This is a genomic window from Anaerostipes amylophilus (assembly GCF_025567365.1).
Taxonomy (GTDB): Bacteria; Bacillota; Clostridia; order Lachnospirales; family Lachnospiraceae; genus Anaerostipes; species Anaerostipes amylophilus.
The window spans coordinates 90,737-106,332 of record NZ_JAOQJG010000005.1 but is presented as its reverse complement, the minus strand read 5'-3'; the positions used below and the strand labels follow the sequence as shown (position 1 = coordinate 106,332).

Annotated in this window: 17 protein-coding genes and 1 pseudogene; all 18 read left to right on the top strand. The window is 38.1% G+C overall.

Annotated features, from left to right (window positions below; genetic code table 11):
- The first annotated feature begins 128 nt into the window (after nucleotides 1–128).
- The 18 genes and pseudogenes from OCV53_RS08440 to murB all read left to right on the top strand — a co-directional run bounded on the left by OCV53_RS08440 (nucleotide 129) and on the right by murB (nucleotide 15,570).
- Entirely contained in the window at nucleotides 129–1,394 is a 1,266-nt protein-coding gene (locus OCV53_RS08440) for a PTS transporter subunit IIC (protein WP_022375348.1), read from the top strand.
- A gap of 32 nt (nucleotides 1,395–1,426) precedes the next feature.
- On the top strand, nucleotides 1,427–1,867 hold the full coding sequence (locus tag OCV53_RS08435; RefSeq protein WP_055197687.1) for a PTS sugar transporter subunit IIA: 441 nt from the start codon (nucleotides 1,427–1,429) through the stop codon (nucleotides 1,865–1,867).
- Between the two features lie 17 nt (nucleotides 1,868–1,884).
- A complete protein-coding gene (locus OCV53_RS08430; RefSeq protein WP_022375346.1) occupies nucleotides 1,885–2,184 on the top strand; it encodes a PTS sugar transporter subunit IIB in 300 nt (99 codons plus the stop codon).
- A 38-nt stretch (nucleotides 2,185–2,222) separates the two neighbouring features.
- Complete coding sequence (locus tag OCV53_RS08425; protein ID WP_055197685.1) at nucleotides 2,223–3,272, top strand: galactitol-1-phosphate 5-dehydrogenase; 1,050 nt, start codon at nucleotides 2,223–2,225, stop codon at nucleotides 3,270–3,272.
- A gap of 75 nt (nucleotides 3,273–3,347) precedes the next feature.
- Entirely contained in the window at nucleotides 3,348–3,998 is a 651-nt protein-coding gene (rpe, locus tag OCV53_RS08420) for a ribulose-phosphate 3-epimerase (protein WP_022375344.1), read from the top strand.
- A 12-nt stretch (nucleotides 3,999–4,010) separates the two neighbouring features.
- Nucleotides 4,011–5,060, top strand: a complete 1,050-nt coding sequence (locus OCV53_RS08415; protein ID WP_022375343.1) for a galactitol-1-phosphate 5-dehydrogenase — start codon at nucleotides 4,011–4,013, stop codon at nucleotides 5,058–5,060.
- Nucleotides 5,061–5,073: 13 nt separating this feature from the next.
- Nucleotides 5,074–5,613, top strand: coding sequence for a 6-phospho-3-hexuloisomerase (hxlB, locus tag OCV53_RS08410; RefSeq protein ID WP_055197683.1), 540 nt, complete (start codon nucleotides 5,074–5,076; stop codon nucleotides 5,611–5,613).
- A 79-nt stretch (nucleotides 5,614–5,692) separates the two neighbouring features.
- Nucleotides 5,693–6,592, top strand: coding sequence for a sugar phosphate isomerase/epimerase family protein (locus OCV53_RS08405; protein ID WP_055197681.1), 900 nt, complete (start codon nucleotides 5,693–5,695; stop codon nucleotides 6,590–6,592).
- Between the two features lie 22 nt (nucleotides 6,593–6,614).
- Nucleotides 6,615–7,550: a 1-phosphofructokinase gene (gene pfkB, locus OCV53_RS08400; protein WP_022375340.1), complete on the top strand. Its 936-nt coding sequence runs from the start codon at nucleotides 6,615–6,617 to the stop codon at nucleotides 7,548–7,550.
- A 13-nt stretch (nucleotides 7,551–7,563) separates the two neighbouring features.
- Nucleotides 7,564–8,412 carry a class II fructose-1,6-bisphosphate aldolase gene (gene fba, locus OCV53_RS08395; protein ID WP_055197679.1) on the top strand — a complete coding sequence of 283 codons (849 nt, stop codon included), beginning with the start codon at nucleotides 7,564–7,566 and terminating at the stop codon, nucleotides 8,410–8,412.
- A gap of 37 nt (nucleotides 8,413–8,449) precedes the next feature.
- Entirely contained in the window at nucleotides 8,450–9,331 is an 882-nt protein-coding gene (locus OCV53_RS08390) for an aldose 1-epimerase family protein (RefSeq protein ID WP_022375338.1), read from the top strand.
- Between the two features lie 86 nt (nucleotides 9,332–9,417).
- On the top strand, nucleotides 9,418–9,549 hold the full coding sequence (locus tag OCV53_RS08385; RefSeq protein WP_148368940.1) for a sn-glycerol-1-phosphate dehydrogenase: 132 nt from the start codon (nucleotides 9,418–9,420) through the stop codon (nucleotides 9,547–9,549).
- A 110-nt stretch (nucleotides 9,550–9,659) separates the two neighbouring features.
- Nucleotides 9,660–9,827, top strand: a pseudogene (locus OCV53_RS12445) (HAD hydrolase-like protein); the annotation flags it as partial.
- A gap of 102 nt (nucleotides 9,828–9,929) precedes the next feature.
- A complete protein-coding gene (locus OCV53_RS08375) occupies nucleotides 9,930–10,670 on the top strand; it encodes a hypothetical protein (protein ID WP_022375336.1) in 741 nt (246 codons plus the stop codon).
- A 163-nt stretch (nucleotides 10,671–10,833) separates the two neighbouring features.
- A complete protein-coding gene (gene uvrC / locus OCV53_RS08370; RefSeq protein ID WP_055197675.1) occupies nucleotides 10,834–12,699 on the top strand; it encodes an excinuclease ABC subunit UvrC in 1,866 nt (621 codons plus the stop codon).
- Between the two features lie 64 nt (nucleotides 12,700–12,763).
- Nucleotides 12,764–13,699, top strand: a complete 936-nt coding sequence (hprK, locus tag OCV53_RS08365; protein ID WP_022375334.1) for an HPr(Ser) kinase/phosphatase — start codon at nucleotides 12,764–12,766, stop codon at nucleotides 13,697–13,699.
- Between the two features lie 4 nt (nucleotides 13,700–13,703).
- The gene (locus tag OCV53_RS08360) at nucleotides 13,704–14,639 is read left to right on the top strand and encodes an ROK family glucokinase (RefSeq protein ID WP_022375333.1); all 936 of its coding nucleotides are present in this window, start codon (nucleotides 13,704–13,706) and stop codon (nucleotides 14,637–14,639) included.
- A 22-nt stretch (nucleotides 14,640–14,661) separates the two neighbouring features.
- Nucleotides 14,662–15,570, top strand: coding sequence for a UDP-N-acetylmuramate dehydrogenase (gene murB, locus OCV53_RS08355; protein ID WP_055197673.1), 909 nt, complete (start codon nucleotides 14,662–14,664; stop codon nucleotides 15,568–15,570).
- The last annotated feature ends 26 nt before the right edge of the window (nucleotides 15,571–15,596 follow it).

The following is a 15,596-nucleotide window of genomic DNA, read 5'->3' as shown; positions in this document are numbered from 1 at the left end:
AAAAACCTTTCACTGTTTTTTGTCTAATGTGCATGGTACTATATGTATTGTAAACAAGAGATAAACAAATTGGCCAAAGAAATCTCGTGAACAAACGAAAAATATGGATAAGAAAACGGAGGTTAAAAATGGAAGTAGTATTAAAATTCTTTCAGGGATTTATTAACATGGGGGCGAGTACATTATTACCATTCGTCATCGCGATCTTAGGTATTTTCTTTGGAATGAAGATTGGTAGAGCGATCAAAGCTGGTCTGTTAGTAGGTATCGGTTTCCAGGGATTAGTATTAGCAGTTAACTTGTTGATCACATCAGTAACACCCGCCATGCAATATTACAAAGATCTTGGATCTGGTTATGACACATTAGAGATTGGATTTGCAGCATTAGGAGCAGCATCTTGGACAACACCATTTGCAGTACTTGTAATTCCAGCGATCATTATCGCAAACTTGATCTTGGTTAGATTAAAAGTAACAAAAGTATTAAACGTAGATATTTGGAACTTCATGCATTTCTTAGTACCAGGTGCTTTAGCATATGCGTTAACAAAGAATGCAGTTATCGGATTTATCGTAGCATTTGCCTGTGGTATGGCAGTTTTATTCTTCGGACAGTGGATTGCAAAACCATGGCAGGAATTCTTCGGACTTGAAGGAACAACATGTACATGTCTTTGCTTCGTAGCATGGGCTTACCCAATCTGCTACCTGTTAAATAAGATCATTGACAAAATTCCTGGTCTTAACAAAGTAGACGTAGACATGACAAAGATCGGTGAGAAATTAGGAATCTTCGGTGACCCAGCCGTAATCGGTATCTTCGCCGGTGTATTCTTAGGAGTTATCACAAAACAGAGCCCAGCTGATATCGTAACAATGGCTATGGGAGTTGCAGCAGCAATGGTATTAATCCCAAGAATGGTATCAATCATGATGGAAGGATTATCTCCATTAGGACAGGCAGCAAGCGAATACGCACATAGAAAAGTTGGTGAAGATGCAGACATCTACATTGGAATGGATATCGCACTTGGACTTGGAGATCCAGCATGTATCACATGTACAGCTATCATGATTCCAGTTACAGTATTATTAGTATTCCTTGTACCAGGAATGAGATTCTTCCCATTAAGCTTATTAGCAGAAGTATGCTACATGACACCAATGGTAGTATTAAGCAGTAAAGGAAATCTTGTAAGATCATTGATCGGTATGACACTTATGATGTATTTAACACTGTTCTTTGCTAATATGTTCATTCCAGAAGCAACACAGATGATGTCCGTAACAAACGTACACTTTGCAGGTACAGTAACAGCATCCCACTTTGGATGGAACCCAGGTAACTTAATCGTATCATTCATCCATAGAATCATGATGATGATCGGATAATAGATAGACTTGATATAAGAGGAGAAACTAAAATGGCAACAAAATATTTGGTGATACAGGGGACAGCAAATAGTAGTGAAGAAGCGATCACGCTGTGTGGAGAAGCCTTGCATAAAGCGGGAATCGTAGGAGAAGATTTTGGAAAAGCTTGTGTAGAGCGTGAAAAAGATTATCCAACAGGACTTCCAACAGAAATCCCAACAGCAATTCCACATGCAAAAGTATCTGGAATTAAAGAGAACGCAATTTGTCTGTTAAAATTAGAATCCCCTGTGGTATTTCGAAGATTAGATGATGACACTGAACAAGTTGAAACTGATCTGATCTTCAATCTGGCGATCAAAGATCCCAACGAACATTTACAGGTACTTCAGAGAATGATGGAATTCTTAAATAACAAAGAAGTACTGTTAAAGTGTAAAGAACTTTCAAACGAAGAAACAGTAGCATATTTAACTGAGCAATTAGGATAGAAAAGGAGATAAGTATCATGGCAAAAGAAGTTAAAGTATTAGTAGCTTGTGGAAGTGGTGTAGCAACATCAACAATTGCACAGGAAGAAATCAAAGATATCGCAAAAAATGCAGGAGTAAAAATCCGCCTGATGAAAGGTACGATCTCTGAAGTTCCAATGAAACAAAAAGACGTAGATGTAGTATTTACAACAGCAAACTATCGTAATCCATTGGAAAAACCACATTTAAGTGTGTTTGGTCTTGTATCCGGAATCGGTAAAGATGCTACAAGAAAGAAAGTTGCAGATTTACTTCAGAAACTCGCAGAAGAATAAGAACAGAAAAGTTTTAAGAAAGGACAAGGTGTTATAAGATGAAAGCAGGAGTTTTATATGCTAGAGAAGATATCAGATACGAAGAAGTAGAGACTCCAGTACCGAAAGCAGGAGAAGTACTTGTTAAAGTAAAATATTCAGGAATTTGTGGATCAGACGTTCCACGAGTAAATGGAGACGGTGCACATTTTTATCCGATCATTCTTGGTCATGAGTTTTCCGGAGTTGTGGAAGAAGTGGGAGAAGGAGTTACAAAGGTAAAGAAAGGCCAGCGTGTAGCTGGCGCTCCACTTGTTCCTTGCATGAAATGTGAAGACTGCATGAAAGGTGATTATGCATTATGTAAACATTACAGTTTTATCGGAACAAGACAGCCAGGAAGTTTTGCAGAATATATTTGTGTTCCAGAACAGAATGCAGTTCCATTTGATGACAGCGTATCATTCGAGCAGGGGGCATTATTTGAACCAGCAGCAGTTGCATTACATGGACTTGAATGCTTGCCATATGAGGGCGGTAAGACAGTAGCAATCCTTGGTGGAGGAACGATCGGATTACTCGTTATGCAGTGGGCAAATATTTTTGGAGCTGCTAAGACAGTTGTATTTGACATCGATGATGACAGAATCAAACTTGCAAAAGAAATGGGAGCTTATGATGGAGTCAACACATTAGAAGAAGGCTTCATGGAAAAAGCAATGGCAATGACAGATGGAAAAGGATTTGACTATATTTACGAGACAGCAGGAAGCACCATCACAATGAAAATGGCATATGAACTTGCCGCAAACAAAGCAGGTATCTGCTATATTGGAAAACCAACCAAAGAGTTAACATTCACAGTAGAAGAATGGGAGAACATGAACCGTAAAGAATTCACAATGACAGGATCATGGTTATCTTATTCAGCACCATTCCCAGGACATGAATGGGATTGCGTCGCACACTATTTCGCAACAGGTCAGTTAAAAGGCGAGGAAGCCTTGATCTTCAAGAAATTACCACTTTCCAGAATTGCAGAAGGTTTTGAAATGTTCAAGACAAGAGGAGCAGTTAAAGGAAAGATCTTAATCGACAGCGAAGCATAGCAGTCAAAAATCCATATAATAACATATAACTGATAGATTACAAAGTGAAGAGTGGGAAGAAAAGAGGTAAGCTATATGCGTACTATGAAGCTAGCACCATCAGTTTTTGGCGCCGGTATTGGAAATTTAAGTCAACAATTGAAAATATTAGAAGAAAATAATGTCGAATTATTACATGTTGATGTGATGGATGGACATTTTGTAGAGAAAATGGCATTTGGTCCAGATCATATCAAAATGTTAAAAGAACTCACAACAATTCCTCTGGATGTACATTTGATGATTGAAAAGCCGGAAAGAAAGCTGGATACGATCATTGATGCCGGAGCAGATATCATTACAATTCATCAGGAATCAACAACAAGACTTTACAGCTGTATTGAAAAGATCAAAAGCCGTGGTGTGAAAGCAGGAGTAGTTTTAAGTCCAGCAACCAATGAAGATACATTAAAATATGTGCTGGATAAAATCGATATGATCCTTTTAATGACGATCAATCCTGGAGAAGCAGGACCGGGATTCCATGAAGAACTGCTTACAAAGATCAAAAACGTTCGTGAACTGATCGGAGATCGAGATATCGATCTGGAAGTTGACGGAGGAATTGACAACACAAACATTGCAAAATGTAAAGAAGCAGGAGTTAATGTTTTTGTATCAGGAGGATATGTATTCAAAGGCGATATTGCCGAGAAGATCAAAACACTGAGAGAAGCATTAAAATAAGGAGAAATAACAATGAAAGCATTAAGATTTTATGACGTACAGGATTTAAGATATGAAGATGCACCCGACCCAGTCATCGAGAAACCAGATGATGTCATCGTAAAGGTAAAAGCAGTCGGAATCTGTGGTTCCGATATTGCAAGATACAGAAACCTTGGACCATATGTACCAGGAAATGTATGGGGACATGAATTTTGCGGTGAGGTTGTTGAAGTCGGAGAAGGTGTTAAGAATTTAAAACCGGGAGACCGTGTCGTAGGATGCCCAAACATGGTATGCCACGAATGTGAATACTGTAAGAGTGGTCATCCATCCAGATGCGAAAACTTAAACACAATTGGAGCTTATGTACCAGGAGCTTACGCAGAATACATCAAACTCCCAGAAATCAACTTTGTAAAAATGGCAGACAGCATGAGTTACGAACAGGGTGCTTTAGTAGAACCAGCGACTGTTGCGATTCATGGTCTGTATCAGACAAGTATCAAAATGGGATACGAAGTAGCTGTTGTCGGATGTGGAAATATCGGTCTGATGGCAATCGCATGGGCGAAAGCTTTCGGAGCAAAGAGAGTATTTGCAATTGATATTGACGATGCACAGTTACAGTTAGCAAAAGAATTTGGAGCTGACGTTCTGATCAATTCAACAGATATCGACTTCCATGATGAAATTCGTAAATATGGAAATGGAGTTGACCTTGCGATCGAATCCGCAGGAAATCCATTTACAGCAGCCAGAGTTTTAGGTTTACCTCATAAAGGAGGAGAGGTTGTCTACATGGGAATTCCATATGCAGATGTACCAATCCCTAGATTTTACTTTGAACGTATCATGAGAAATGAATTACATGTCATCGGTTCATGGTGTACGATCTCTGCTCCATATCCAGGAAAAGAATGGACAAATGCAGTAGAATACATCGGTTCAGGTAAAGTTGACGTCCTCGGTATGGTAACACATCAGGTAAACTTAAGCGAAGGCCCAGAAATGTTTAAGAAGATCATTGCTAATCCGAAAGGATATGGAAAAGTCTTATTGTATCCAGAAGAAGACAGATAGGAGGAAATACGTTATGAGAATGAATACGATCATCGAAGAATTAGACAGATCTTCAAAAACGATCGCTCCTGAGAAACTTCAGGAAGTGATCAAGAAGATCAAAGAACATAAACGTATTTTCGTCTATGGGACAGGACGTTCAGGATTAATGTTAAAAGCATTTGCAATGCGCTTGATGCAGATCGGATTAAGTTCCTATGTTGTCGGCGAGACAACAACGCCATCTGTTCAGGAGGGTGACCTCCTGATCGTGGCTTCTGCTTCAGGAGAGACAGGAAGTGTATGCATGACAGCTGAGTCAGCAGTGAAACAGGGAGTTGACTTGATCGTGATATCTTCTGCACCAGAATCAACACTTGGAAAGATTCACGCACCAGATATCGAGATTGAAGCAGCAACCAAATTTGCGACATCCAAGGTCAGCGTACAGCCGCTTGGAAGCCTGTTTGAACAGATGCTTTTAATAGTATTTGACACGATCATCCTTGAGATGAGCGAGGAAAAAGAAGGAAGCAACGAAGATATGGCAAAACGCCATGCAAGTTTAGAATAGATATTCATCAAATTAGATATTAACAGATTCAGGTATTGATAAGTATTAGGTATTAACAGACAGAAAGAAGGAGAACAAAATGCAGAATAATGTAGGATTACAGACAGCATATTGGAGTGGAACAACACCAGCATTAGATATTCACCAGATCATTGAGCTGACAAAAAAGGCTAATATGGATACGATCGAATTAAAAGCAGGAGATTTTGTTCCATTAACAACAGAAGGACGAGCAGCACTTAGAAAAGAAATCGAAGATGCAGGACTTTCTATTACGATCAATGGAACAGGTTTAAGACCAGAAAGAGACGTATCAAGTTCTGACGAGGAATCTCATAAAGCAGGAATCAAACATTTATGTCATATGTTAGATTTAAGCAAAGAAATGGGAGCAAAACTGTTCTCCGGAATTCCTTATGGATTGTGGAATACACGTCCAGGAGCAGATGACGATGCGATTGAAATGAAAAAGGAACGCAGAGCCAATGCGATCAGAGGACTTAAAGAAGTTGCAAAACACGCAGAAGAAGTGAAAGTTGTGCTTTGCCTTGAAATCGTAAACCGTTTTGAACAATATATTGCAAATACAGCAGAAGAAGGAATCGCGATTTGTGAAGAAGTCAACAATCCATACTGCAAACTTCTGTTAGATACATTCCATATGAATATTGAAGAAGACTATATCCCAGATGCGATCAGAGCAGCTTCTGATAAAGGATATTTAGGATACATCCATATCGGAGAGGCAAACCGAAAGATCCCAAATGGTGAAAAGAAAACAAACATTGACTGGAAAGCAATCGCAGCAACGATTAAAGATATCGGTTATGAAGGACCATTTATTATGGAACCATTCGTACTGGAAAGTTCATCTAGTGCTAAGAGTATTTCTTTATGGAGAGCGATTAAAGATGGTACAGATATTGATGGACTTGTAGCTGATGCAGCAGCAGGTGTCAAATTCTTTAAGAGTCTGTAATCGAAGCAATGGAGGAAATGATATGATCACGACAGTAACATTAAATGCATCCATTGACAAAGCTTATCATATGACAGAAAAAATTGAAAATGGTACTGTTATGCGTGTCGCCAAAACAGATAACAGTGCTGGAGGAAAAGGATTAAATGTCGCAAGAGTTATTAAACTCTGTGGCGTTGACTCAAAGGCAACTGGCCTGGTTGGCGGATTTAATGGACAATATCTGGAATCACTTCTGGACGCAGATGGAATCAACCATGAATTTGGGCATATCCAGGGAGAAACAAGAAGCTGTATTAATATTTTAGATCCAGGATATGGATCAACTGAATATTTAGAAGGCGGATGCAATGTCACAAAAGAAGAAGAAGCAGACTTCCTAAACAAATTTCCAGAAATCATAAAAGACAGTGATGTTGTAACAATCTCTGGAAGTGCTCCAAAAGGCATGGGCAAAGATATTTACCAGAAACTGATCAAAGTGATCAAAGATCAGGGCAAACAGGTCATTTTAGATACAAGTGGCGAATACCTTGAAAAAGGACTGGAAAGCCAGCCGACAATGGTGAAACCAAATGAAGATGAGATTGAATTATTATTCCATACAAAGATTCAAAGTAAAGATGAAGTTATTACATACGCAAAAAGAATTTACAAAGAAAAGGAAATTCCTTATGTCGTTATCTCACTTGGCGGAGATGGAGCATTGTTAGTTTGCGAAAAAGGTATTTATCAGGGCAAACCACCAAAGATTGAAATTGCCAATACAGTTGGATGTGGAGATTCCATGGTAGGAGCATTTGCAGTCGCACTGGAGAAGAAAATGGAACCGGAAGCAGCATTAAAATATGCGGTTTCTGTAGCATCAGCAAATGCATTATCTCCGCATACAGGAAGATTTGATCCAAAGGACAGAGATGAGATCATTAAGAATGTTGAGATCATAAAATTAGCATAGAAAGGACATGGTTATGTTAGTAACATCAAAAGAATTACTGTTAAAAGCACAAGAAGGCGGATACGCTGTGGGTGCATTTAATGTAGAAAATATGGAAATGGTACAGGCAGTTTTAGCAGCAGCAGAAGAATTAAATTCACCAGTTATCATGCAGACAACACCATCTACAGTAAAATATGCAGGCCTTGATTATTATCTTGCAAATGTGGAAGCTGCAGCAAAAAGAACAAAAGTTCCAGTTGTTATGCATTTAGATCATGGAAATAGTTTTGAACTTGCAATGCAGGCATACAGAACAGGATATACATCTATCATGATTGATGGATCTCATGAATCATTTGAAGATAACATTGCAGTCAGCAAAGCAGTTGCAGATGCATGCCATCCTGGAAAAGTTCCAGTAGAAGCAGAACTTGGAAAAGTTGGTGGAAAAGAAGATGATCTTGATGGTGGAGATGATAATCCATATACAGATCCACAGGAAGCAAAAGAATTTGTAGAAAGAACAGGCGTTGATTCTCTTGCAGTCGGAATTGGAACAGCACATGGTGTATACAAAGGAGAACCAAAACTTCAGCTTGATATCTTAAGCCAGATTAGAGAAGTTGTAGACATTCCGCTAGTACTTCACGGAACAAGCGGAGTGCCAGATGAAGCAGTGGAAGAATGCATCAAACGTGGAATCTGCAAAGTAAACTATGCAACAGATCTTCGAATTGCATTTACAAATGGATTAAACAAATATCTAGCAGAAAATCCAGATACGATCGATCCTAAGAAATATAGTGCAGTAGGAAGAGAAGAAGTAAAGAGATACGTCATGAGTAAAATGAAAGTTTGTGGAAGCGTAGGAAAAGCATAAATCAGAGGAATGTTTGGAAGTGTAGGTAAAATATCAAATGGAATATATTTTAAATAATGAACAACTTACAGTAACATTTACTACAAAAGGTGGAACAATATGTTCCATTGAAGATTCTCAGGGAATTGAATATCTCTGGCAAGGTGATGCAACGTATTGGAGTGGGCAGGCACCAATATTATTTCCAATCTGTGGTGGACTAAGAGATGACAAAGCCCTGATCGGAGATGATCTGGAAACACAGATGCCAAGACATGGGATCGTAAGAAAACGTGAGTGGGAAATGATCGAAAAAGACGAAAAACATATCGTATTTGAGATAACATCCAATATTGAAACAAAAGTGATGTTTCCATATGATTTCCGCCTGCTGGCAAAATATACTTTAGAGGGAAGATCATTAAAGATCACATATGAAGTAGAAAATACGGACACGAAGAAATTCCCATTCTTTACAGGCGGCCATCCAGGATTTAATTGTCCATTGGTTGCAGGAGAAGAATATACAGATTATGAAATCGTGTTTGAACAAAAAGAAACATGTACAGTTCCAACACCAGTACCAGAGACAGGCTTAGTTGATATGGAACATAGATCTTTATATCTGGAAGATTCAGACACAGTAGAATTGAATCACGAAATGTTTGAAATTGATGCAGTTATCTTTGATGAACTGAAATCCAGAAAATTAAAACTTGTTTCTAAGAAAAGCGGAAAAGGAATTGAGATGGAATACAAGGATTTCCCATACTTGATCCTGTGGTCAAGTGCCAATCATGGGAATTTTGTGGCAATTGAACCATGGACGGGATTGTCAACATGTAGCGATGAAGGAGATCGTTTTGAAGAAAAAAGAAATGTACAGAGCGTAGAAGTAGGAGAAAGCAAAGAATATAGTTATTCAGTTTCTGTATTATAAATGAAAGAAAAGATAAGGGCTGTTGCAGGAATGAGATCTTGCAATATGCCCTTATTTTTTGAAATCAGGAGGTATAATCATGAAGATTGATATTAAAGAAAGAACCATATGATCAGTATAAACATCTGGTTATGGTTTGTGATGATAATACATACGAGGCAGTAGGAAAAGAAGTTGACTGTATGATCGCAGTCGGATCATCACAGATGCACCAATGAGACTGACAGCATCAGGAGCAGAACATCATATGGCACATTTCTGGGAGATGGCAGTGATCAATGAAGAAATCATTGCAATGTTAGAGAAAGTGCATGGGGTAAAAAGTTTAGAAGATCCAGATGTTGTAGTGCTTGGATTTGATACAACGTTAACTTATGAAAAACTTTCAAAAGCTTGTCATTATATCATAAAGGAAACAGGATACCAACCGAATGAGATCGCAATTGTGGGAGACAGATTATATACAGATATTGCAGTTGCTGATCACAGAGATGTTATAATGAAATTTAAGAAAAACATAAGCATATTTCACATTTTCTATTATATTTCGTCCTAAGAATGCATGTATAATAAATAACATAAGGAGGTACATGACAGAATGAGACGTATAATAGTTTGTTTTATCTGTTTTTTCATGATGCTTGGTAACATAAAGCTGGTATCTGCAGATACTAAGATAAATTCTATAATAAAAAATAAGAATCAAGATGTATTATTTGTGGGAACTATTTCACATATTTCAGACAATTATTTTGTAATCATCGCAAAAGATTATATCAATATAGAATCAACGGCAGAAGCAATCGGAAAAAGGACAGAAAATCATAGATACGTCATCATGAGAAATGGGGGAATTTCCTATACATCATCCTATCATGGGAAAACAACACTCGAAGAAGGAGACTATGTTATTGCATCATTAAAGAAGACGAAAGGAAAATGGATAATCTCAAACGGACTATATGAGGTAGACAACGAAGATTATCAGACACTATCTGTCAAACCATGTGATAAAAGTCCAGATGTTCAAAGTATCATACTTAAATATTTTATCAACTCCGATGGAAGGATGAATAAATTCTCAAGCCTAAGCAATAAAAATAAAGTATATTACCGAGGAAAAAAGATTTATGATGCGAGGTGGAATATGAAGAAATATTTAACAATTGAAGAAATAAGAAATTCAGAAAAATTAAAACAAATGGATCATAAAACTAGTCTGGTGGGGGATACAGAAGAAAAAACATCATATAAGATTCGAAAATGGATAATGCTTGCTGTGGATGTTTTAGCGGTTGTGATGATTGTGAGATTGTTGAAGAAGCGAAAGAAAAATTAAAAAAGATTAACGTAAGGGACTGCTGTTTATGGTGGTCCCTTATTATATACGATCAAAAACACTCCACACATCCCACTTTTTTTAACCCCCAATTTATGCTATGATAAAGCTTAAGTGTATTTTGCAACCCCAAAAGATACAAAATAGAGATGGAGGGAAGTTCATGTTTGATATTCAGGAAGAATTGAAGAAACTTCCGGCGAAGCCCGGAGTTTATCTGATGCATAACAGTAAAGATGAGATCATTTATGTTGGAAAAGCGATCAAGTTATGTAATCGTGTGCGTCAGTACTTTCAGGACAGCAGGAATCTCTCTGTGAAGATTCAGCACATGGTAAAAAATGTTGCTTATTTTGAATATATTATTACAGATTCTGAACTAGAAGCGTTGGTGCTTGAGAATAATCTGATCAAAGAGCATCATCCCAAATACAATACCAAACTAAAAGATGACAAAGGATATCCCTATATCAAAGTGACAACCAATGAAGAATTTCCAAGGATCATGCTGGCTAGAAAGATGAAGGCTGATGGAAGCAAATATTTTGGACCTTATACAAGTGCGGGAGCGGTAAATGATACGATTGAACTGCTTCGAAAGATATTTAAAATCCGTACATGTAACCGCAGATTACCGAAAGATACGGGAAAGGACAGGCCATGTCTGTATTATCAGATCAAGCAGTGTAATGCACCATGTCAGGGGTATATATCAAAGGAAGATTATGCAAAGCAGATTGATGAAACATTAAGGTTTTTAAATGGAAATTACAAACAGGTTGCAAAGATGCTTCAGGAGAAAATGCAAAAGGCATCGGATGAACTGGAGTTTGAACAGGCGATGGAATACAGAAATCTCCTTAAGAGTATTGAGCGAATCATGGACCGTCAGAAGATCAATACCTATGCTTTTGAAGATCGAGATATTATTGCAATGGCAGAGGATGACAAAGACGTTGTAGTATCAATTTTCTTTATCCGCAAAGGAAAACTTCTTGGAAGGGAACATTTTCATATGGAAGCAGATGAGGAAAGTTCAAAAGAGGAAGTTTTAGGGGCTTTTGTAAAACAGTTTTATGCAGGAACGCCATATCTTCCTGGAGAAATTTTTCTTGAACATGACATTGCAGAGAAAGAGATTATTGAAGAATGGCTGTCAAAGAAGCGTGGAGCCAAAGTGCATTTTAAGATACCAGTACGTGGACAGAAACATAAGATGGTAGAGATGGCAAAAGAAAATGCTCAGAATGTACTGCGAATGGATCGTGAGAAGATCAAACGTGAAGAAAAAAGAACGATCGGGGCGGTTCATGAAATTGAAAAACTGCTTGGAATAAAAGGTTTAAATCGAATGGAAGCATTTGATATTTCAAATATCAGCGGATTTCAAACAGTTGCATCCATGGTCGTATTTGAAAAAGGAAAAGCAAGAAGAAGAGATTACCGTAAGTTCCGTTTAAGAACTATCGAAGGTCCAGATGATTATGCGAGTATGCAGGAAGTTCTTACGAGAAGATTTCTCCATGGGAAGAAGGAACTGGAAGAATTAAAAGAACAAGGGAAGGATACAGAACTTGGAGGTTTTACCAAATTTCCAGATATTTTGATGATGGATGGAGGAAAGGGTCAGGTTAATGTTGCACTCAGAGTGTTAGATGAATTAAAACTTGATATTCCAGTCTGTGGAATGGTTAAGGATGATAATCATAGAACAAGAGGATTGTATTATAATAATGAGGAAATTATGTTCCCGCCTAATAGTGAAGCCTTTTTACTCGTGACAAGAATACAGGACGAAGCCCATCGCTTTGCGATTGAATATCATCGTTCACTGCGTGCAAAAGGGCAGGTGCATTCTGTTCTTGATGATATCAAAGGAGTTGGACCCAAAAGACGAAAAGAACTGATGAAGTATTTTAAAGATATCAGTCAGATTAAGACAGCAGAGATTGAGGAACTTTTAAATGTTCCAGGTATGAATCAAAGCACAGCCCAGGCAATTTATGAATTTTTTCACGTTTCCAAGTAAAGAAGAAATATGTTACAATAAATAAAGAGACCGGTAATCAAAGGTGCAGAAAGTGAGAAGAATTATGGATAAAGAGCATAAAGTATCAGTATATGATATGGTAAAGGAATTAAATTTAAAAGAAGTCACACCAGAGATCAATTCTAGAGAAGTTTATATTGAACAGGCTGAGATCAACAGACCTGCATTGCAACTGGCAGGATTCTTTGAAAACTTTGCAAAGAATCGTGTGCAGATCATTGGAAAAGCAGAGCATTTATTTATTGAAGAAGTAGAGAAAGATGTTGAAAATGCAAAAAATATTTATAATAGATTTATTGGGGCCGGAATTCCAGCGATCGTATTTTGCAGAAACCTTCATCCAAGTGAGATGCTGTTAGATATTGCCAAGAAATATAGTGTACCAGTTCTTATTTCACAGGATTCAACATCAGAGTTTATGGCAGAAGTTATCCGATGGCTTGGTGTTGTATTAGCACCAAGTATTACGATTCATGGTGTTTTGGTCGATGTATTTGGAGAAGGTATTCTGATCACGGGTGAAAGTGGAATTGGTAAGAGTGAAGCTGCTTTGGAATTAATACGAAGAGGACATCGATTGGTATCTGATGATGTGGTAGAGATTAAGAGAGTTAGCAAAAAGACTTTGATCGGGACATCACCGGAAGTTACACGATTCTTTATTGAACTACGAGGAATCGGAATTATTGATGTTAAGAATCTGTATGGTGTTGAGAGTGTGAAGATGGAACAGGAGATTGATCTGGTTATTCAATTGGAAGACTGGAATAAAGATGCAGATTACGATCGCTTAGGACTGGAAGAGAAATATGTAGAATATTTAGGAAATAAAGTTGCGGCACATACACTTCCGATCCGTCCAGGACGAAATCTGGCAATCATCGTAGAGGCAGCAGCGATCAACCACAGACAGAAGAAGATGGGATATAATGCGGCAGAAGAGCTTTATAAACGTGTTACAGGGCAGATGGAGGAATAATTGCATGAAATATATCTATGGAATTGATATCGGTGGAACAACTATAAAGATGGGACTGTTTGCAGAAGATGGAACATTAAAAGAAAAATGGGAGATCAAGACAAGAACAGAAGATAATGGAAAGAATATTATTTCAGATATCGCAACAGCAGTGAATGATCATATGAAAGAGAATGATCTTACACGTGAGGATGTGATCGGGATTGGAGCCGGAGTTCCAGGTGCAGTTTTGGAATTTGCAAGGGTAAATGAATGTGTAAATCTTGGATGGGGAAGTGTTGATGTGGCAGGTGAGTTGTCAAAACTTACAGGATGCCCTGTCAAAGCAACAAATGATGCAAACGCAGCAGCATTAGGAGAGATCTGGATGGGTGCAGCAGCGAAATATAACAGTGCAGTTATGATCACTCTTGGAACTGGAGTCGGTGGTGGAATCATCATTGATGGAAAGATTGTTGACGGAAGTCGTGGATATGGAGGAGAGATCGGCCATATGACTGTGGATCCTTTTGATGATCGAGTGTGCAATTGTGGAAAAACAGGATGTTTAGAGCTTTATGCTTCAGCTACAGGAATCGTATATGAGACAAAGAAAGCACTCAAAAAATACGAGAAATCAACTACACTGAAAGACATTACTGAAGTAACATCAAAAGACATTTTCGATGCAGCCAAAGCAGGAGATGAATTTGCAGCCACACAGGTAGACAATCTTGGTAAGAAATTAGCACTTGCAGCAGGAAATATTGCATTGATGGTAGATCCAGAAGTATTTGTGATCGGAGGAGGAGTATCCAAAGCTGGACAGATCCTTTTAGATGCGATCAATGCACATTATAAGACATATACATTTGGAAAAGCACAGGAAACAAAATTTGTTCTGGCAACACTTGGAAATGATGCAGGAATCTATGGTGCAGCCAGCCTGATGCTTTCATAAGTACAGATAGAATGGAGAAATTATGGACGTAAAGATCGATAAATTAAAACAGATCATACCAGAGAAATATATTTTAAGCAATGAACCAATGAAGAAACACACAACATTCCGCATTGGAGGACCAGCAGATATTTTTGCAGCACCAGAGAGTATTGAAGAGATTGAAGCAGTCTGTCGTTTTGCAAAAGAAGAAGGAATTCCATTATTTGTTTTAGGAAATGGAAGTAACCTTTTAGTTGCAGATGATGGAATGGATGGTATTGTTCTTCAGATTTACAAAAACTACAGTGGAATTGAAGTCAACGGAAATGAACTTACCGTAAAAGCAGGAACATTATTAAGTTCCACATCCAAAGCGGCATTGAATGAAGAACTGACAGGTTTTGAATTCGCAGGAGGAATTCCGGGAACATTTGGTGGTGCAGTTGTAATGAACGCAGGTGCATATGGCGGTGAAATGGTACAGGTATTAAAAGAAGTTAAGGTTCTTACAAAAGATGGAGAGATCAAAACTCTGAAAGCAGAAGAATTAGAACTTGGATATCGTACAAGCAATGTTCTTAAGAACGAGTATGTTGTCTTAGAAGGTGTGATCGCTCTGGAGAAAGGCAATAAAGAAGAAATTAAGGCAAAGATGGATGAGTATGCTTTAGCGAGAAAAACAAAACAGCCATTGGAATATCCAAGTGCAGGAAGTACATTTAAACGTCCAGAAGGATATTTTGCAGGAAAACTGATTCAGGATGCTGGATTAAAGGGATATCAGGTTGGAGATGCCCAGGTATCAGAGAAACACAGTGGTTTCGTGATCAATCGTGGAAACGCCACAGCAGCAGATGTTATGCAGTTGATCAGTGATGTAGCAGATAAAGTAAAAGAACAGTTTGGAGTTACGATGGAACCGGAAGTAAAACGAGTTGGAAGGTTCTAGATAAGAAGATTCTAAGAAGGAGCAGC